The organism is Thermophilibacter mediterraneus (assembly GCF_900119385.1).
Classification (GTDB): domain Bacteria; phylum Actinomycetota; class Coriobacteriia; order Coriobacteriales; family Atopobiaceae; genus Thermophilibacter; species Thermophilibacter mediterraneus.
The window spans coordinates 528,790-547,336 of sequence record NZ_FPKO01000009.1 but is presented as its reverse complement, the minus strand read 5'-3'; the positions used below and the strand labels follow the sequence as shown (position 1 = coordinate 547,336).

13 protein-coding genes are annotated in these 18,547 nt (G+C 69.5%); 9 read left to right on the top strand and 4 right to left on the bottom strand.

The features are described from left to right. Window positions 1-45: 45 nt before the first annotated feature. Window positions 46-1,212, bottom strand: coding sequence for a 23S rRNA (uracil(1939)-C(5))-methyltransferase RlmD (rlmD, locus tag BQ7106_RS07320; RefSeq protein WP_129583822.1), 1,167 nt, complete (start codon window positions 1,210-1,212; stop codon window positions 46-48). Window positions 1,213-1,399: 187 nt separating this feature from the next. On the opposite strand from rlmD, the gene BQ7106_RS07315 reads away from it, so the two are divergent. The 8 genes from BQ7106_RS07315 to BQ7106_RS07280 all read left to right on the top strand — a co-directional run bounded on the left by BQ7106_RS07315 (window position 1,400) and on the right by BQ7106_RS07280 (window position 10,044). After that, a complete protein-coding gene (locus BQ7106_RS07315; RefSeq protein WP_072373645.1) occupies window positions 1,400-2,416 on the top strand; it encodes an SPFH domain-containing protein in 1,017 nt (338 codons plus the stop codon). A 12-nt stretch (window positions 2,417-2,428) separates the two neighbouring features. Continuing rightward, complete coding sequence (locus tag BQ7106_RS07310; protein ID WP_072373642.1) at window positions 2,429-2,605, top strand: type II toxin-antitoxin system antitoxin; 177 nt, start codon at window positions 2,429-2,431, stop codon at window positions 2,603-2,605. Window positions 2,606-2,792: 187 nt separating this feature from the next. Then, complete coding sequence (locus BQ7106_RS07305; protein WP_072373639.1) at window positions 2,793-4,868, top strand: elongation factor G; 2,076 nt, start codon at window positions 2,793-2,795, stop codon at window positions 4,866-4,868. A gap of 121 nt (window positions 4,869-4,989) precedes the next feature. Then, a complete protein-coding gene (locus BQ7106_RS07300) occupies window positions 4,990-6,177 on the top strand; it encodes an FprA family A-type flavoprotein (protein WP_072373636.1) in 1,188 nt (395 codons plus the stop codon). A gap of 192 nt (window positions 6,178-6,369) precedes the next feature. Continuing rightward, window positions 6,370-7,716: a hemolysin family protein gene (locus BQ7106_RS07295; protein ID WP_072373633.1), complete on the top strand. Its 1,347-nt coding sequence runs from the start codon at window positions 6,370-6,372 to the stop codon at window positions 7,714-7,716. 82 nt (window positions 7,717-7,798) lie between these two features. After that, window positions 7,799-8,515 carry a cyanophycin synthetase family protein gene (locus BQ7106_RS07290; protein WP_072373630.1) on the top strand — a complete coding sequence of 239 codons (717 nt, stop codon included), beginning with the start codon at window positions 7,799-7,801 and terminating at the stop codon, window positions 8,513-8,515. A gap of 47 nt (window positions 8,516-8,562) precedes the next feature. After that, window positions 8,563-9,009: a YtxH domain-containing protein gene (locus BQ7106_RS07285; RefSeq protein ID WP_072373627.1), complete on the top strand. Its 447-nt coding sequence runs from the start codon at window positions 8,563-8,565 to the stop codon at window positions 9,007-9,009. A gap of 3 nt (window positions 9,010-9,012) precedes the next feature. Further along, the gene (locus BQ7106_RS07280) at window positions 9,013-10,044 is read left to right on the top strand and encodes a hypothetical protein (RefSeq protein WP_072373624.1); all 1,032 of its coding nucleotides are present in this window, start codon (window positions 9,013-9,015) and stop codon (window positions 10,042-10,044) included. A gap of 28 nt (window positions 10,045-10,072) precedes the next feature. Here BQ7106_RS07280 and BQ7106_RS07275 read toward each other — a convergent pair whose 3' ends face one another. The 3 genes from BQ7106_RS07275 to BQ7106_RS07265 form a co-directional block, all read right to left on the bottom strand. Continuing rightward, window positions 10,073-12,094 (bottom strand): FUSC family protein, encoded by a 2,022-nt coding sequence (locus tag BQ7106_RS07275; RefSeq protein ID WP_072373621.1) that lies wholly within the window; start codon window positions 12,092-12,094, stop codon window positions 10,073-10,075. A gap of 25 nt (window positions 12,095-12,119) precedes the next feature. Then, on the bottom strand, window positions 12,120-13,313 hold the full coding sequence (locus BQ7106_RS07270) for an Nramp family divalent metal transporter (RefSeq protein ID WP_083527040.1): 1,194 nt from the start codon (window positions 13,311-13,313) through the stop codon (window positions 12,120-12,122). Between the two features lie 86 nt (window positions 13,314-13,399). Continuing rightward, window positions 13,400-15,256 carry a magnesium transporter gene (locus BQ7106_RS07265; RefSeq protein ID WP_072373615.1) on the bottom strand — a complete coding sequence of 619 codons (1,857 nt, stop codon included), beginning with the start codon at window positions 15,254-15,256 and terminating at the stop codon, window positions 13,400-13,402. Between the two features lie 256 nt (window positions 15,257-15,512). Here BQ7106_RS07265 and BQ7106_RS07260 point away from each other — a divergent pair, with 256 nt between their 5' ends. Beyond that, window positions 15,513-18,542 carry a beta-glucosidase gene (locus BQ7106_RS07260; protein ID WP_072373612.1) on the top strand — a complete coding sequence of 1,010 codons (3,030 nt, stop codon included), beginning with the start codon at window positions 15,513-15,515 and terminating at the stop codon, window positions 18,540-18,542. Window positions 18,543-18,547: the final 5 nt, after the last annotated feature.

The window sequence follows — 18,547 nt, the reverse complement described above, 5'->3', positions numbered from 1 at the left end:
GTCCGGCCCCTCCCCGCGCGTCTGATGCCTCGCGTGCCCGGTGCGTCAGCGCCGCTCGAGGATGGCGACCGTCTCGACGTGCTTGGTGTGCGGGAACATGTCCACCGGCGTCACGCGCACGAGCCGGTAGCCGCGCCCGCGCAGCAGCTCGAGGTCGCGCGCCTGCGTGACGACGTTGCAGCTGACGTATACCACGCGCTCCGGCCCGAGCGCCGCCACGCCGGCAAGGAACTCGGGGGTGCTGCCGGCGCGCGGCGGGTCCATGATCACCGCGTCGAAGCGCTCGGCCGCGCCCTCGCGCGCCATCCAGTCCGTCGCGTCCGCCGCGACAAAGTGGCAGCGCCCGTCGACGCCGTTGGCGGTGGCGTTGCGCCGCGCGCTCGCCACGGCACCGCGCACCTGCTCGACCCCCACGATCTCGACATCGTCCTCCGAGCTCGCCAGGCAGATGCCGATCGTGCCCGTTCCGCAGTATGCGTCGAGCGCGCGCCGCGCGCCGGACGCCCCCGCGATCGCGAGCCGATAGAGCACCTCGGTCTGCTCGGGGTTGGTCTGGTAGAAGCTCGTCGGACCGATCTCGAAGTCACACCCGAGCAGGCGGTCGCGCATGAGGCCCGGGCCGAAGAGGGTCCTGCACCGTCGCCCGAGAATGGCGTTGGTGCGGCGGTCGTTGACGTTCTGGACGATGCTCGTGACCTCGGGGCACGCGGCGCGAAGCTCGCGGACGAGTCGCCGCTCGTCGCGCAGCTCCTCGACGCGCGTGACCAGCGTGAGCAGCACGTCGTCGGTCTTCCAGCCGCAGCGCACGACCGCGTGGCGCAGCACGCCCACGCCGCGGTCCTCGTCGTAGGGCGGGACGTGCAGGCGCTCGGCCACCCGCGCGACGCCGTTCAGCACACGCCTCGCGCGCGGATCCTCGACCAGGCACTCCTCGCACGGCACGATGCGGTGCGTTCCCGCAGCGTAGAAGCCCGAGGCGACGCGCCCGCCGCGCGCGTGCGCGAACGGAGTCGCCGCCTTGTGGCGGTAGCGCACGGGGTCGTCCATGCCGGCGATCGGCTCGACCTCCGCGCCGTCCTTCTCGGCCATCCCCGCAATGAGTCCCTCGACCTGCTCCTGCTTGCGACGCAGCTGTATGGGGTAGGGAACCGCGAGCCACTCGCAGCCCCCGCACTCACGTGCGATCGGGCAGGTGTAGGTCCTGTATCCCATGGCATCCTCCAAAGTCGAGCTCCGGTCATCCATTGTCTCATGCCCGGCGCCCACCCGTCGCCGCGGTTCAGGCGCCGGTGAGCGGTCAATCCTGAACTGCCGCTTGCAAAGAGACCAATCTGATATCACAATGGCATCAGCGCATCGCGACCCACAGGGGGCCGCAGCGCCGATGAAAGGAACAGCAATGACCGTAGAGAAGCAGGCCCGCGCCGCATCCGGCTGGCCCATGCTCTTCGTTACCCTCGCAGCCTACGCGGCGTCCGTCTGGGGCATCGTGCAGGGCATCATCATTCTGGCGTCCGCAGAGGAGTCCGGCGCCCCCGCCCCCGTCGCGGGGCCCGCGCTGCTCGTCGGCGGCATCGTGCTGCTCATCGTCGCCATAATCGTCAGCTGCGGGTTCTTCTCGCTCCAGCCCGGCCAGGCGCGCGTGCTCGTGCTCTTTGGCAGCTACGTGGGAACGGTCCGCGAGTCCGGGTTCTACTGGGCGAACCCCTTCTACAGCAACAGCCTCGGCACCCCCGACGGCGGCGCCTCCATTGACGTGAGCCTCGAGGAGGGCAACCCCTCCGTCAAGGCGGCGGCAGCCAAGGCGCTCTCGACCAAGGTGTCCCTGCGCGCCCGCACCCTCAACGGCGACCGCCTGAAGGTCAACGACAAGATGGGCAACCCGATCGAGATCGCGACGGTGGTGGTCTGGCACGTCGCCGACACCGCCAAGGCCCTCTTCGACGTGGATAACTACCCCAGCTTCGTGGCCATGCAGACCGAGACCGCGCTTCGTCACGTGGCGAGCATCTACGCCTACGACCACATGGAGGACGATGACGCCACCAACCAGTCCATCACGCTGCGCTCCAACATAGAGGAGGTCTCTGCCAGCCTGCGCGAGGAGCTGGACCGCCGCCTCTCCCCCGCGGGCGTCTCCGTGGACGATGCGCGCCTCACGCACCTGGCCTACGCGCCCGAGATCGCCCAGGCGATGCTCCGCCGCCAGCAGGCCGAGGCGATCATCGCCGCGCGCAAGAAGATCGTCGAGGGCGCGGTCTCGATGGTGGACATGGCGCTCAAGGAGCTCTCCGACGGCGGCGTCGTGGAGTTCGACGAGGACCGCAAGGCCGTCATGGCCTCCAACCTGATGGTCGTGCTCTGCGGCGAGTCCGAGGCTCAGCCCGTGCTCAACACCGGCAGCCTCTACCAGTAGGCGGGTGATGACGTGGCCGCGCGCAAGCAGTACCCGCTCCGCATAGACCCGGAGGTCTGGGCCGCGGTCGAGCGCTGGGCCGCGGACGAGATGCGAAGTGCCAACGGCCAGGTCGAGTGGATCCTGCGCGACGCCCTGCGTCGCGCAGGCCGCCTCCCCAAGAAGGGCGAGAAGAACGACAACCAGTGAGGGCGTGCGAGGGGGACGGTCACTTCCGCACGGCGTGCCCCGCGCCGTGCGGAAGTGACCGTCCCCCTCGCACGCCCTCGCGCCCCCACCGTCCTTCTCGCCCGCTGCCCGATATGTGCGCAACGCCGTGCCCAAACGTGGGTAAGGTGAGTCACATCGTGCACACACCCCGTCCGAGGGAGGCATCATGGCTGCAAAGGGAACCGAGAAGGTCAAGAACGTGGTCCTTGTGGGCCAAGGCGGCGTGGGCAAGACCATGCTGGCCGAGGCCATGCTCCACCTTACGGGTCGTACCACCCGTCTGGGCGGCCACGCCGGCACCAAGCCCACGCTCGACTACGACGGCGAGGAGGGCGAGCGCGGCTTCTCCATCTCGACCGCCATCGCTCCGATCGTCTGGGAGGGTACGCGCCTGAACGTGCTCGACGCCCCGTGCTACCCCGACTTCGTCGGCGACGCCTATGCCGCGATGAGCGCCTGCGAGACGGCGACCTTCGTCGTCGACGCGGCCTCGGGCCCGGGCACCATCACCACCCGCCTGTGGTACGCGGCCGAGGAGCTCTCGCTCTCCCGCGCGCTCTTCATCAACCGCCTCGACCGTCCCGACGCCGACTATGACGTGGCGTTCGCCACGCTCCAGGAGCGCTTCGGCACCAACCTCGGCGCCGTCACCATCCCGATGGGCTCCGGCGACGCCTTCTCGGGCGTCATCGACGTCGTGCACATGAAGGCCCGCCACCTCGAGGGCGGCAAGGTCGTCGTCGAGGACGTCCCCGCCGAGTTCGCCGACGCCGCCGACGCCGCCCGCGCACAGCTCACCGAGCTCGTTGTCGAGGCCGACGACGAGATCATGATGAAGTACCTCGAGGGCGAGGAGGTCACCCAGGACGAGCTCGAGGGCCTTCTCGCCAAGGCCATCCGCGAGCGCGTCTTCGTGCCCGTGTTCTCGGGCAGCTGCGTGCGCGAGGAGGGCGTCATCTCCTTCATGGACGCCGCCGTGGAGTGGTTCCCCACGATGGCCGACTTCGGACGCATCCCCCTGGTCAACGGCGAGCAGCTCGACATCTCCGAGGATGACGAGCGCCCCGTCGTGTTTGCCTTCAAGTCCCTCAACGACCCGCAGAACGGCCGCCTCTCCTTCCTCAAGGTCCTCGCGGGCACCATCACGCCGGGCATCGAGCTCACCAACGCGCGCACGCGCAAGACCGAGCGCCTCGGGCACCTCTACCAGATGTGCGGCAAGGAGACCACCGACGTGCAGTCCGCGGCCGCGGGCGACATCGTCGTGGTTCCCAAGCTCGAGGCCATGACCGGCGACACGCTCTCCGTCACCGGCAAGGTCGAGGCTGCCGAGTTCCGCTTCCCCAACTCGCTCTACCGCATCGCCATCGAGCCCGACGCGCGCGGCACCGAGGGCAAGCTCTACGCCTTCCTCGAGAAGTCCGCGGACGCCGACCCGACCCTCAAGGTCGAGCGCGACGAGGACACCGGCCAGACCGTCATCTCCGCCATCGGCGAGGCGCAGGTCAGCGTCCTTCTCGACCGGCTCGAGGACCGCGCGGGCATCACTGCGCACACCGTGGCGCTCAAGATCCCGTATCGCGAGACCATCCGTCGCGTCGCCTCCGCCCAGGGCCGCCACAAGAAGCAGACGGGCGGCGCCGGCCAGTACGGAGACTGCTGGCTGCGCATCGAGCCCAACCCCGGCGCCGGCTACGAGTTCGTCGACGAGGTCGTGGGCGGCCACATCCCGCGCGGCTTCATCCCCGCCATCGACAAGGGCGTCCAGGAGACCATGCGCGAGGGCGTGCTCGCCGGCTACCCGATGATCGACGTGAAGGTCGCCGTCTACGAGGGCTCCTACCACCCGGTCGACTCCAACGAGATGGCCTTCAAGACCGCTGCCCGCATCGGCTTCCAGAAGGCGGTCGGCCAGGCCGAGCCCGTCCTGCTCGAGCCGATGGCGCACCTGCGCATCACCGTCCCCGAGAGCTACGCGGGCTCCGTCATGGGCGACGTCTCGGCGAGCCGCGGGCGCGTCGAGGGCATGGAGGCCGGCACCGGCGCCACCGCCGGCGAGACCACCGTCGTCGCGACCATCCCGTACGCCGAGGTCACCGACTACGCGACCCGCCTGCGCTCGCTCTCGCGCGGCACCGGCGAGTTCGAGCTCGAGGTCTCCGGCTACGAGCAGGTCCCGCACGACATCCAGCAGCGCCTCGCGGAGGAGTACGCCGCCCGCCGCGCCGCCGGCGAGAAGTGATGGGAGGCGCCGGCGCGCCCCCGCCATCCTGACCCCCCACGCGGGCGGTCGACCGCACCGGTCGGCCGCCCGTTATGTGCGACAATAGCCCCGTCACAGTTGTCCGTCGCAAGGAGGCACCATGCTCTCTGCCGTTCAGATCAAGCCCGACGTCTACTGGGTCGGCGCGCTCGACTGGAACGCTCGCGAATTCCACGGCTACACCACCGAGGCCGGCATCACCTACAACGCTTACCTCATCCTCGACGAGAAGGTCACGCTCATCGACACCGCCAAGATCACCTTCAAAGACGAGCTGCTGCAGCGCATCTCCTCGGTGATCGACCCCTCGAAGATCGACGTCATCATCGCCAACCACGTGGAGATGGACCACTCGGGCTCGACCCGCGTCATCCGCGACCTCGCTCCGAACGCGCAGATCTACTGCTCCGCCCCCCAGGGCGTCAAGAACATGACCGCGCACTTCGGCGACCTCGGCTACAACGGCGTCAAGACCGGCGACACGCTCTGCATCGGCAAGCGCACGCTCGCCTTCGTCCAGACGCCCATGGTGCACTGGCCGGACAACATGGTCACCTACGACGCCTACGACAAGATCCTCTTCTCCAACGACGCCTTCGGCCAGCACTTCGCCAGCTCGGCGCGCTTCGACGACGAGAACGACCTCTGCGAGGTCATGCACCAGGCGCGCAAGTACTACGCCAACATCGTGCAGCCCTATCGCGCCCAGGCGAGCGCGGCGGTCAAGGCCGTGCGCGGCCTCGGGCCCGACGCCCTCGACATGATCTGCCCCGCCCACGGCGTCATCTGGCGCAGCCACGTCGAGGACATCCTGCGCGCATACGAGGAGGACTTCGTGTCCGGCGCCGTCCGCGAGCGCGCGCTCGTGGTCTACGACTCCATGTGGCACTCCACCGAGAAGATCGCCCGCGCCCTCGTCGACGGCTTCCTGGCGAAGGGGGTCCCCGCGCAGCTCATGGACCTCAAGGAGAACCACATCTCCAACGTCATGGACGTCTTCCTCGACTGCAGGTACGTGTGCGTGGGCTCGCCGACCCTCAACAGCCAGATGCTGCCGACCGTGTCCGCGTTCCTCACGTACATGAAGGGGCTCTCCCCCAAGAACGACAACCGCATCGGCCTCGCGTTCGGCTCCTACGGCTGGGCGCCGCTCGGCCCGAACAACGTGGCCAAGGAGCTCGAGGCGGCCGGATTCCAGATGCCCGAGAAGACCATCGCGCTCAACTGGATTCCCAGCGAGGAGCAGCTCGGCGCCGCGCGCGACGTCGCGGCAGGGCTCGTCGGCTAGGTAGCTTCCGACGCGAGGGGCGTCGTTCGGGCATCCTGCCCGCGCGGCGCCCCTCGTCTGCGCCCGGACTTTGCCCCTGTGGTGGGCAGCGGAGCCGCTGACCTGCTAGAATCAACCTATTGTGCCGCGGGCCCCATCGTCCCGACCCGGGCACGCATCTGATTCCCGACCGAGGAGGTTGCGCACGAGCGCATGGACGTAGCGATAAGTATTGCGGTTACCTTCCTGCTCACCCTGGCGAACGGCTACTTCTCCATGTCGGAGCTCGCCGTGGTGAGCGCCAAGCGCGCGGTTCTTGAGCCCGAGGCGGAGGACGGTGACCGCAGAGCCCGTGGCGCCCTCGACCTCGCCTCCAACTCAGAGCAGTTCCTCGCCACCATCCAGGTCGCCATCACCCTCGTGGGCTTCGCGTCGTCCGCCTTCGCGAGCACCAGCCTCTCCGACCCGCTCGGAAGCTGGTTCATGAGTCTCGGCATGCCCGACTCGATCGCGCAGCCCCTCGCCCCCATCCTCATCACCCTCGCGGTCTCGTACCTCTCCATCGTCGCCGGCGAGCTCGTGCCCAAGCGCATGGCGCTGTCCAACGCCGAGGCCGTCGCCAAGTCCGTCGCCGGCCCCATCCGCGGCTTCATGCACGTGGCGCGCCCGCTCGTGTGGATCACCGCCAAGTCGGCCAACGGCCTCTCGGCCCTCCTGGGCGTCAAGTCCGCCGACGAGCGCGAGAGCGTCTCCGAGGAGGAGATCAAGTACATGGTGACCGACGCCGACGAGCTGTCGGACCAGGAGAAGTCGATGATTCACGAGGTCATCGACATGGGTGACACCATCGCGCGCGAGGTCATGGTCCCGCGCGTCGACATGACGGCGATGGAGGACACCTCCACGCTTACCGAGGTGCTCTCGGTCATGCGGCGCACCGGGTACTCGCGCATCCCGATCTATCACGACTCCGTCGACCGCATCGTGGGCGTCGCTCACATCAAGGACATCATCAGCCCCATCCTCGACGAGGGTCGCGCGTCCGACCCGGTGGCCGCCCACGTCCGGTCGGCGAACTTCGTCCCCGACACCAAGGACATCATCCCCCTGCTCTCCGAGATGCAGTCAAGTCACGACCAGATGGTCATCGTGGTCGACGAGTACGGCGGCACGGCGGGCGTCATCACGATCGAGGACATCGTCGAGGAGGTCGTCGGAGAGATCGAGGACGAGTTCGATCCCGACAACAAGTACCTCACCAAGCTCTCCGACCGAGAGTGGCTCGTCGACGGCCGCTTCTCCCTCGATGACGCCATCGACCTCGGCTGGCCCGTCGAGGACAGCGAGGAGTACGAGACCATCGCCGGGTTCGTGACCGACCTCGCCGACAAGCTGCCGCACCCCGGTGACATCATCGAGAAGGACGGCTACCAGTTCCGCGTCCAGTCGATGCGCGGCCGGCGCCTCTCGATGATTCGCGTCGTCGCCCCGGAGCCCGTTGCCTCCGACGCTGACGACAACGCTGAGGGGGAGAAGGGCGCCGACTCGTCGAAGGATTAGGCCATCGCCCGATCTTTCACTACAATGGTCTGAGATACGCCGCCTGTCCCAGGACGGGCCCGAGACGAGGGGGAGCCAGACGATGGCTCAGCTTTTCGACATCAGGAAGGTGACCGTCGGCCCGCGCAACCTCGAGGCCACGGTCGAGATTGCCCCGAGCGCGCCGCTCATGACGAGCGAGGACCCCGAGGGAACCGCGCTCGTGCTCGAGCTCATGCCCGAGCTCGCCGACCACTACTGCCTCGGTGACGCGTCCTCGCGCTTTGGCGAGGTCGTGGGGAGCACCGAGCTCGCGCACCTGCTCGAGCACGTTGCCGTCGAGCTGCTCGCCCGGACCGACGCGGCCGGGGACATCTCCTCCGGACAGACCGTCGAGCTCTCCGAGCGCACCTACCGCATCAGCCTCGCGTGCCCCGACGACGTGCTCGTCGCCGGCGCGCTCTCCAGCGCGGTGTGGATTCTCCAGTGGGCGTACGCGGGCGGCGGAGAGCCGCGCCCCGACGTCGCCGCCATCGCCGAGGGTCTCGTCGCCCTCGTGGCGAGCCTCGACCAGGACGCTGAGCCGGCGCAGGAGCCCGAGGGGGACGTCGCGCCGGACCACGGGGACGCCCCCGCGACCGAGCCCGCGCGCGACCTCGTCACCGAGGACGTCGCACCTGCCTCGCCCGTCGCCCAGGCGGACCCCTCGATTCTCGCTCAGGTGGCGGACGACCCCGCCGCGGACCAGGAGCCGCCCGCGCCGCGCGGCGGCGACGCCTGGGACCTCGACGGCGTTCCCCGTCCGCACCTCGTTCGATAAGGCGCCCGTGCGCCCGACCCAATGGCCAGCACTGACAGGAGGATGGTATGAACAAGAAGACGGTCGGCTTCATCTTTGGCAGCATCGTCGGCGCAGCCGCTGGCGTCGTCGCGGGCATCATGCTCGCCCCCCGCTCGGGCGCCGAGAGCCGCGCCATGGCGGCCGACGCCATGAACGACGCGTGGGACAGCGCCGTTGACACCTACGAGCGCGGCACGAACGTCGTGACCGAGAAGTTCAACAACGTGCGTCCCGCCGTCGACGCCAAGACCGACGAGCTGCGCGCCAAGGTCGACCTCGCCCGCGAGCGCATGGACCAGCTCCGCGACTCCCTCTCCGAGGCCGTCGCCGGTGCCTCCTCCCAGGTCCAGGACGCCGTGAGCTCCGTCGCCGACCGCGTCTCCGCCATGGCTGACGCCCCCGTCGCCGACGAGCGCCCCGCCGACGCCGTTCACGTCGAGGTCGTCGACGCCGACGAGACGCCCGAGGCCTAGCACGTGGCAAGGATCAGCGACCTCACGGGCCTGCGCGTCCTCGTCCTCAAGAAGTCCAAGGCGGCAAAGGACGGCACCGTCACCGAGAAGTACCAGAGGCTCGGCAAGGTGCACAACGCCGTCTTCTCCCCGGACGGGTGCCGCGTCGTCGGGCTCATGGTCAAGCGACCCGACGCCGTCGGGATGATCAAGCGCGAGGACGCGTTTCTCGCGCTTGACTCCTATCGAAGGTACGACGAGAAGAACCTCCTGGTCACCCGCCCCGAGGATGGTCTCGACGTCGCCGCGCAGCGGCGCCTCGGCCTCGACTGGGACGCGTGCATCATCTGGTCGGGCATGGATGCCAGGACCACGGACGGCATGTCGCTCGGATACGTCTCAGACGCCGAGTTTGAGGAGGAGAGCGGTCGCGTCGAGCGCTTTCTCGCCACGGACGGGAGCGTGGCGCGTGCCCTCATCGGCTCGTTCGTGATCACGCCCGAGATGGTGCGCGGCTATCGTGACGGCTTCATGGTCGTCGACAGCGGCGGCCGAGCCGTAGGCCTCGACGGCGGCATCGCCGGCGCGGCCGGCGAGGGGTACGCCCGCGCAAAGGCGATGGGCGCCGAGGTGGGCAAGAAGGTGGGGGCCGCCGCCGGCGAGGCGGTGGACAGGGGCTCCTTCGCGCTGGGCCGCGCGCTCGGCAAGGCGAAGCGGGCCATCTCGGACGCGTCCGCGCCCGAGCAGGCTCCGCAGCCACCTTCCATCGAGGCTGCCGACGTGCGCGTGAGCAGGCCCGTGGAGGGGCTGCCCGAGCGCTCCGCCCCCACGCCGGAGCGCGAGGAGCCCAGGACGTATGTCCCCGCCGCAGAGGCTGCCCCTCGGCAGGATGCGCCCAGGGCGGGTCAGAGGGTGGCATCGAAGCAGAAGGCCTCCTCCGGCGCGTCGCGCTCGACCGGCGACAAGGTCGCCCGTGCCGCCGGGAGACAGCTCAGCTCGTTCGGAAAGATGTTCGGCAGCTTCAAGGACGAGTTCGACAAGGCGAGCAAGGGCTAGGGGCTCGCCGGCGCCGCTCCGGCGCGCGTCAGCCGCGCACCTCGTCAAGGTAGGCCGGCTTTCTCACGAGCGCCCCCTGCGCGTCGTCGATGGCGCGCCTGAGCTCGCCCGCGCGCTCGATGTACTGGCCGAGGACGTAGCGCAGGTCGGGCTCGGAGAGCCGGGAGACGAGCTCGCGCGCGTCGGAGACGTCCCTGCCAAAGCGCAGCGGGTCGCAGTTGTGCTCGGCGAGGTCGATGATCTGGCCGAGAACCCCGTGCTCCTCGGGGCGGACCTCGCGCAGGCGTGCCATGAGTTCGAGCTGCTCGAGCTCCCCCATGATCTCCCAGAGACAGAAGAGAGCCCGCTCTGCGGCGTTGCGGTAGCGCGCGAGCTCCGCGATCTCACGGTCCGTCGCGGCATCGCTGCCGAGCGCGTCGACGAAGCGGGCTGCCTGCGTGTGCACCATCTGGAAGTGAAGGAGCTCCTCGGACGAGACCACGGTGTCGACGCGCCCGACGAGCGTCGCGCGGACGAGGCCCCACGAGCGCTCGACCATCGAGATCATCTGACGGACGTTCGCCACGAAGAGGCGGCGGTCCGACATGGGGCAGACGAGGCGGTTGACCACGGAGACCGTGAGGATGGCGAGCACGAGGCTCGCGAGCCTCATCCCGGTTGCGTAGGAGTCGTCGATCGAGACCGACGCCATCGTGACGGCGTAGGCGGTCGCAAAGAACGCTGAGGTCACCGAGCCCGGGGTCGACGCGTAGAGCGGCGCCACGAGAACGGTCCCGAGGATGGTGATTCCCACGTACCCCAGGTTAAGCAGGGCGAGCGCGTGCACGAAGAGGCATCCGATGACGGTTCCGATCATGCGCGTCCGCATCCTCCGCATGGACTCCTCGGGGAACGGCTGGAGCAGCAGGAAGGCGTGCAGGGCGAACCAGTAGAGCTTCTCGACCGGAAAGAGCAGGTTGGTCGTGCAGCTCACGGCGAGTACCGCTCCGCAGCGCACCGCGAAGCGCATCTCGAACGAGTCGAGGCTCGGGCGCTTTCGGAAGAGCGCCACGCGGGCGAGTCCCCGGGGCGTGAGCTGCCAGGGCCGCTGGTGCGGGTCTGCGGCGGTGCGCAGGATGAGGATGACGAGGTTGAGGTAGCCCTGGAAGAAGATGCGGAAGCGCTCCTCGGAGAGGTGGGTCGCGACGAGCAGCGCCCGCGCCTCGGGAAGCAGCTGGGTGCAGGCGTCGGCGGTCTCGAGCCTCAGGGCCACGTCCATGCGCCGCGTGAGGTCGGCGAGGCTCGCGAGCACGCTGGCATGATCCTCCCGATGCTCGCGCGTCCAGTCCGAGCTGCCGCTCAGATAGGCGGTTCTCTGCGCGAGCGTGGCGAACATGTCGAGGAGGTCCCGCACGCGCGCCGGGGCCGAGGAGTCCTCTCGCGCCGTGTAGGCGAGCCGGGAGAACTCGCTCCTCAGCTCGAGGAGCTCCGCCCCGTCTGGATTCCCTCCGTGCGCGGCGGCGCGGTCGAGCGCGTCGGCGAGCCTGCGCACGCAGGCGTGGAGCTCGTCGCGGGCGTCGTCGGCGCGATGGCGCGCGGCTCCCGCGACGAGCAGGCTTGCGCTGAGCAGGGCGCAGCACGCCGCGAGCACGGCCGCCTGCGTCCAGAACGCGTCCACGAGCACTGCCGGCCTGAGCTCGAGCCAGCAGAAGAGCATCGTGTAGGGGAAGTACCTCCGGGGGTTGAGCTGAGACGAGCGCATGAACACCAGGATGAGCGGTACGCAGAGGTTGACGGCCACGCACAGCGCGGCGCTGGTGACGGCGACGCGCGCGGCGACGAGGACGAACGCGCTCACGAGCGCGAAGCGCGCGTACTGCCCGGGCGGGTTGTACTTGGTGAGGCGAGTCTCGAAGAGGGTGGTGTAGGGCGAGACCACCAGCAGGTAGTCCGAGCCAAAGAACAGCGTCACGATCCATAGCAGCGCGATGAAGAACAGGATGGTGGGAAGCGTGGCAACGAGCCGCTCACGCCTTGCGTCGAGCCATATGCGCGCCCTGTCCCCGTTCATCGCCGCTCCGCGGCTGACGCCAGCGTCAACCCATTCCCATTGCCTGCATAACGAACATGATAACGGTGAGGACCGTCACGGCGACGATGGTGAACCAGGTGAGCGCGTTCCAGAGACGGCTGTTGGCGTAGCGCCCCATCACGTGCCGGTCGCTGGCGATGAGCACCATGAAGACGAGCAGGACGGGCAGCAGCACGCCGTTGATGACCTGCGCGATCATCATGATCCCGAAGAGGTTGACGTTGGGGATCACCACCACGACGGCCGAGACGGCGATGACGGCGGTGATGATGCCGCGGTAGATGGGGGCCTCGGCCCAGCTCCGGTCGGCTCCGCGCTCCCAGCCGAAGGCCTCGCACACGGCGCTCGAGGTGATGCCCGGCAGCACGCACGCCGCAAGGAAGGACGCCCCGGTGAGGCCCGCGCCGAAGAGGGCCTCGGCGTAGTCCCCCACGAGCGGCGCGAGCGCGGCCGCGGCGTCCTCCGCGCCGTTGACGGAGATGCCGGCAGGATGCAGGACCGCGCCGGTCGTGAGGATGATGAACCAGGAGATGACGCTCGCCGCGACGGCACCCGTCACGGTGTCGACCCGCTGGTACGGCAGGTCGTCGGCATGGGCGTTCTTCTCGACCACGTTGCTCTGCGCCAGGAAGAGCATCCACGGCGCGATGGCCGTGCCCACGCTCGCCACGAGCAGCGAGAGGTACTGAGGCGTCGGCGTGACGTGCGGCACGACGGTGTTGATCAGCGCCTGGCCCCAGTCGGGGCCGACCATCACGCCGGCGACGATGTAGGTCACGAAGACGCAGGCGATGGCGAGCAGCACCTTCTCGATGCGGCGGTACGAGCCGCTCATGGTGAGCAGCCAGATGGCGAGCGCCGCGACGGGGACCGAGACGATGGGGGGCACGTCGAAGAGGGCGAGCGCCGACGCTATGCCCGCGAACTCCGAGAGCGTGACCGTGGTGTTGGACACGAGCAGCGCCAGCATGGCGAGCGCGGAGAGGCGAACGCCGAACTGCTCTCGGATGAGCGAGGCGAGCCCCTTGCCCGTGACGCAGCCCATGCGGGCCGCCGTCTCCTGCGCGACTATGAGCAGGAAGCACATGACCGGCACGGTCCAGAGTTGATGGAAGCCGAAGAGCGCGCCCGCGTTCGAGTAGGTCGCCACGCCGCCGGCGTCGGCGCCCGCGAGCGCCGCGACCATGCCCGGGCCCATCGCGGCGAGGATGAGCCTCGGCTGGAGCCGCTGCCGCGCGTCCCTCTCGTCTGACGCGCCCCTGTCCCTCGTGCGATCGGCCACGGCTAGCCCACCAGCCCCATCGGAGCGGCGAGCGCGACCACGGCGACCAGGTAGACGACTGCCGCGAGCAGCATCGCGACCATGGAGAGCGTGAACCCCGAGGTCTCCTTGTTGCGCTCGTCACGGCTGCGGAGCACCGCCAGGTAGAGGGGCGAGGAGGAAAACGAGAAGAACGTGGAGGCCGCGGCCGCCGCGCCTCCGGTCGTGAGCACCGGCCCGAGGCCGTCGAGCGAGGCGGGGACGGCCGGCGAGGCGATCACGCTCTCGAGTGCGAGCACGATGAGCGCCACGAGCGCCCCGAGCGCCACGCCCAGGCCGAGGCCGCGGAACGTGAAGCCGATCATCGAGGGGGAGTCCTCGTCGTCGGGGTCGTGCTCGATGAAGAAGTTGGTGACGTAGCTCACCGCGTCGTCCGCGAGCACGAGCGCCACCGCGAGCGGAATCGCGGCGACGAGCGTCTCGCCCAGGCCCAGGCTGCCTCCCACCACGAAGGCGAGGGCGAGCACGCCGATCGCCCAGAGGGCGACCCACGCGTTGCGGCGCACGAGCCAGATGAGCGCGCTCGCGTGCCCGGAGTCCTCGCCGTCCGCAGCGCCTCCCGCGACGCGCAGGTCCTCGGCATGCTCCTCCTCGAGGACGTCGAGCGCGTCGTCGACGGTGACGATGCCGAGCAGGCGCCCCTCGTCGTTGACGACGGGCATGGCGAGCAGGTCGTACTTGGCGATGTCCTCGGCCACGTCCTCCTGGTCGTCCTCGGGGCTGGCGGTCACGAGGTCCTGCGTCGCGAGCTCGGAGAGGCGCGTCGCGCCCTCGGCGACGATGAGGGCGTTGAGGGTCACCACGCCGGAGAGCCGCCCGTCCCCGTCGGTGAGGTAGACGTAGCGCACGGCCTCGAAGTCCTCGTCGAGCCCGCGCAGGAGCGCGACCGCGTCGGCCACCGTGGCGCCCTCGTCGATGGTGGCGACCTCGGAGGTCATGATGCGGCCCGCGGTGTTCTCGCGGTAGCCGAGCAGCTGGCGGATGGCGCGCTGCTCCTGGACGCCCATCAGGCGCAGGAGCTTCTCGGCCTTGTCGTAGTCGAGCTCGGAGACGAGCTCGGCGGCGTCGTCGGGGTCCATCTCGGAGAGCATGCGCGAGGCGTCGGTCTCGTTCATGTTGCCCATGAGCTCCGCCGCCATGGCGTCGTCGTCGAACTCGGCCATCGCGCCGGCTCGCTGCTCGTCATCGAGCTGCGCGAAGACCTGGCCGCGCAGGCGCGGGTCGAGCCGCTCGATGATGTCGGCGATGTCGGCGGGGTGCATGTCGTCGAGCGTCTTGTGGCTCACGGAGAGCTTGACGTTGGAGAGGTCGCGCTCCACGAGGTCCATGTAGCTCCACGCGATGATCCTCTCGGGCAGCGGGTGCCCGAAGGTGCGGGCCAGCCGCAGCGCGACGCGCTCGAGGGCGGGGTGGAGGCTGCGCAGCAGTCCGCGCGCGCCGACCTCGGCGCCGAGCAGGCGAAGCTGCGTGGAGCTCGTGTCGGAGAGCTTGAGGTCGTTCACGCGCACGACCCGCATCCCGTGGGTGTCCACGATCTGCTTGTTCAGGATGTCGCGGGCGAGAAGAACCTCGTCCGGCTGAAGAAACGAGAAGCGCAGGTCGGTCGACACGACCTTGAGGTGGACCTCGTGCTCGTCGTAGGTGTCGACGAACTTGCGCCACGAGACCATGATGGGCGTCCGCCCGGGCCCCATGAAGGCCAGGCTCGTGATGCGGGGGAAGACCTCGCCGGTGGCGATGCCGAGGTCGGAGACCGTGCCGACCTTCTCGCCGTCGGCATCCAGAACGGGGTTGCCCAAGAGCTGGGACAGGTAGATCATCTGCGCTCCTTCACGGTTGCGTCGTCGACGCGTCCTCGATGGGAGCGCGCCGCAGGGTCATCGACGGTAAGGTCGAGGTTTCATGCGGACCTTTCTCTTGGGGTACGTGCCACAGGCCATTGTAGCCCATGCGCCCCCGGCGCGAGCGCTCCCGCGAGATGTCCGGCGTCCACCGACGCCGGCGGCAGCCCGTGGAGCGGCCCTGTCCCCGCGCCCCGCCGCGCCCTATGATGAGAGGAGGAGAGGGGAGGCACGCGTGGACGGTCGCAGGCTCAGGCGCCGGGTGGCGCACGTCGTCGCGGGAGCGCTCGCCGTGGCCGTGTGCGCGGCGCTCGCCGTTGGCACCGCGGCGATGGCGCTCCTCGGCGACACGGTCAAGTCGTACCTGGGAACGGACGTCGTGAACGTCTCGACGGAGGAGCGCGAGGCGACCATGGCGGCCGGCCGTGCCCTCGCCGAGCGCGTCGAGGCGGAGGGGATCGTCCTCGTGCGCAACGAGGGGCGGACCCTGCCGCTGCCCCCCTCGACCGACCGGGTCAACGTGTTCGGCTGGGCCTCGACGCAGTGGGTGGGCAGCGGGTCCGGTTCGGGGCAGGTCACGGGCTCCGTCATGGGTCTCTACGAGGCGCTCGACGAGCGCGGCGTCGCCTACAACACCGAGCTCGCCGAGATGTACCGCGGCTTCTGCGGCGAGCGCGCCTATCGATGGGCGGGTGCCCTCAACAGCCATGACACCGAGTTCTGCCGACTCTACGAGCCGTCCGTCACGGACGAGACCTGCTACCCCGCCGACCTTCTCGCCCGCGCCCGGGACTTCTCGGACACGGCGATCGTGGTCATCGGCCGTGTCTCGGGGGAGTCCATAGACTGCCCGCCCGAGCAGCACAAGGCGCGCGAGCGGGGCGGCGAGGTGGTCGTGGACGCCACGAGGGGCTACCTCGAGCTCTCGCGCGAGGAGGAGGAGCTGCTCGCCTACGTTGGCGCCACCTACGAGCACGTGGTCGTGCTGGTCAACTCCACCAACACGATGGAGCTCGGCGAGCTCGAGACCACGGACGGCGTCGACGCGGCGCTCATCGTCGGGCCGACGGGGGAGGTGGGCGCCCGTGCGGTCGTCTCGGCGCTCTGGGGTGACACCAACCCCTCGGGACGCACCACCGATACGTATGCCTACGACTTCTCGACCGCGGCGAGCTGGGCGAACTCGGGCGAGCGAGGCGAGGGGACCTATGCGCTCGCCAACGGGCTCTACCCTGCCGACGGCACGCTCAACGTGAACGTTGGCGTGACCGAGCCCTATGACGCCGTGCGCTACGTGGACTACGCCGAGGGGATCTACGTCGGCTACCGCTGGTACGAGACGGCCGACGCGGAGGGGTTCTGGGACGACGTGACCAACGAGCACGGCACGGGCTACGACGCCGTGGTCCAGTACCCCTTCGGCTACGGGCTCAGCTACACGGACTTCTCGTGGGAGGTCGTGGGGCGCTCGCCCTCGCAGGGCACGTGGGTCGCTCGCGAGACGACCTTCGCCGTCACGGTGCGGGTGACCAACACGGGCACGGTTGCCGGACGAGACGTCGTGCAGCTCTACTGCGCCCCGCCGTATCGCGAGGGCGGCATCGAGAAGGCCTCGGGCGTTCTCGTGGCGTTTGAGAAGACGCGGCTCCTGCAGCCGGGGGAGAGCCAGGAGGTCCGCCTCTCCTTCTGCCTCGATGACGTGGCGTCCTATGACTACCGGGACGTCAATGCGAACGGCTTCTCGGGCTACGAGCTCGAGCGCGGCGAGTACGTGGTCGAGCTCAGGCGAAACGCCCACGAGCCCGCTTCCTGCGCCGCGGCCACGACGACGCTCTATCTCCCACAGGACGTGACGTGCGAGAAGGACCTCGACACGGGGTCCGTCGTAAAGAACCGCTTCACCTCGCCCGACGCGACCGACGGCGTCTCCAGTGACGGGTCCGACGCGGGGGGCGACCTCACCTACCTCACCCGCGCAGACTTCGCCGGGACGTTTCCCTCGGGTCGACCCACCTTTCGTGCGATGACGTCGGCCGTCGCCGCGCTCAACCTCTACGACGAGGGGCAGGCGCTCGCCGACGCGCTCTCCCGTGACGAGGCGGCCGCCGTGCAGCCCTCGTCGACTGCGTGGAGTCCCTCGTGGCAGCTCTTCTCGGGCGGGGAGCTCACGGAGCTCGGCGCGGAGCTGGGCGGGGACTACGGGAGCCCCTTCTGGGAGATCGTGCTCGACCGCATCTCCCTGCGCGACATGGAGCGACTCACCCTGCACGGGTACCTCGCGACCGGCTCCATCGACGCAATCGGCAAGCCGCTCACCAAGGAGGTCGACGGACCGGCGCAGGTGGGCTCCTTCAACCAGCTGACCTACGGCGTCGGCTACCCGAGTCCGTGCGTGCTCGCCCAGACCTGGAACGCGCGCCTCGCGCGCGAGGTGGGGCGCCAGCTCGGTCTCGAGGCGGCGACGCTGGGCGTCGACGGCCTCTACGCACCCTGCGCGAACGTGCACCGGACGCCCGTCGGCGGTCGCAACTACGAGTACTATGCCGAGGACCCGCTTGTCTGCGGGGTCATGGCCTCCGAGGTCACGGCGGGCGCGCGCGAGGCGGGGACCTACACCCTCCTGAAGCACTTCGCGGTCAACAACCAGGACTCCTACCGCGACTCCCTCTACACCTGGCTCACCGAGCAGTCCCTCCGCGAGATCTACCTTCGTCCGTTCGAGCTCGCCGTCAAGAGCGGGGCCTCGGGAATCATGACCTCGTACAACCGCGTGGGGGCAGTCTGGGCCGGGGGAAGCCGCGCCCTGCTCACGGAGGTGCTGCGCGGCGAGTGGGGGTTCGAGGGCGCCGTGATCACGGACTATGCCGACCACCAGCAATACATGAGCGCCGACCAGTCCCTCGCCGCGGGAGGCGACCTCTACATGGACGGCGTGTTCCGCAACGGGGCGTATGCGTACGGCGCCGTCGGAGGCGCGTCGGACGACGGGGCGGAGGGGGAGATCCTCTCCGCGCGCTCCGTCGACCTGCGTCGCGCGACCAAGGACGTGCTCTTCATGATCGTGGACGCCCGCGCGGCGAACCTCGCCTACAACGAGGCTGCGCGCGAGATGGGTGAGCCGACGATCGACCGCCCGGTCAAGACGCCCGGCTTCAACTACGTGGGGACGGCGCTCGCCCTGGCGGACGCCGTGGCGCTCACGACGCTCTGCGCGTGGGCTCATCGGGTGGCCGAGCGGAGGGCTGAGCGCAGGGCGAGGCGATGAGCCGG

Bases quoted from the DNA above. Each gene is read 5' to 3' on its own strand.
- rlmD (WP_129583822.1), bottom strand. From the start codon at position 1,212: ATGGGATACAGGACCTACACCTGCCCGATCGCACGTGAGTGCGGGGGC.
- BQ7106_RS07315 (WP_072373645.1), top strand. From the start codon at position 1,400: ATGACCGTAGAGAAGCAGGCCCGCGCCGCATCCGGCTGGCCCATGCTC.
- BQ7106_RS07305 (WP_072373639.1), top strand. From the start codon at position 2,793: ATGGCTGCAAAGGGAACCGAGAAGGTCAAGAACGTGGTCCTTGTGGGC.
- BQ7106_RS07300 (WP_072373636.1), top strand. From the start codon at position 4,990: ATGCTCTCTGCCGTTCAGATCAAGCCCGACGTCTACTGGGTCGGCGCG.
- BQ7106_RS07295 (WP_072373633.1), top strand. From the start codon at position 6,370: ATGGACGTAGCGATAAGTATTGCGGTTACCTTCCTGCTCACCCTGGCG.
- BQ7106_RS07290 (WP_072373630.1), top strand. From the start codon at position 7,799: ATGGCTCAGCTTTTCGACATCAGGAAGGTGACCGTCGGCCCGCGCAAC.
- BQ7106_RS07285 (WP_072373627.1), top strand. From the start codon at position 8,563: ATGAACAAGAAGACGGTCGGCTTCATCTTTGGCAGCATCGTCGGCGCA.
- BQ7106_RS07275 (WP_072373621.1), bottom strand. From the start codon at position 12,094: ATGAACGGGGACAGGGCGCGCATATGGCTCGACGCAAGGCGTGAGCGG.
- BQ7106_RS07270 (WP_083527040.1), bottom strand. From the start codon at position 13,313: ATGGGCCCGGGCATGGTCGCGGCGCTCGCGGGCGCCGACGCCGGCGGC.
- BQ7106_RS07265 (WP_072373615.1), bottom strand. From the start codon at position 15,256: ATGATCTACCTGTCCCAGCTCTTGGGCAACCCCGTTCTGGATGCCGAC.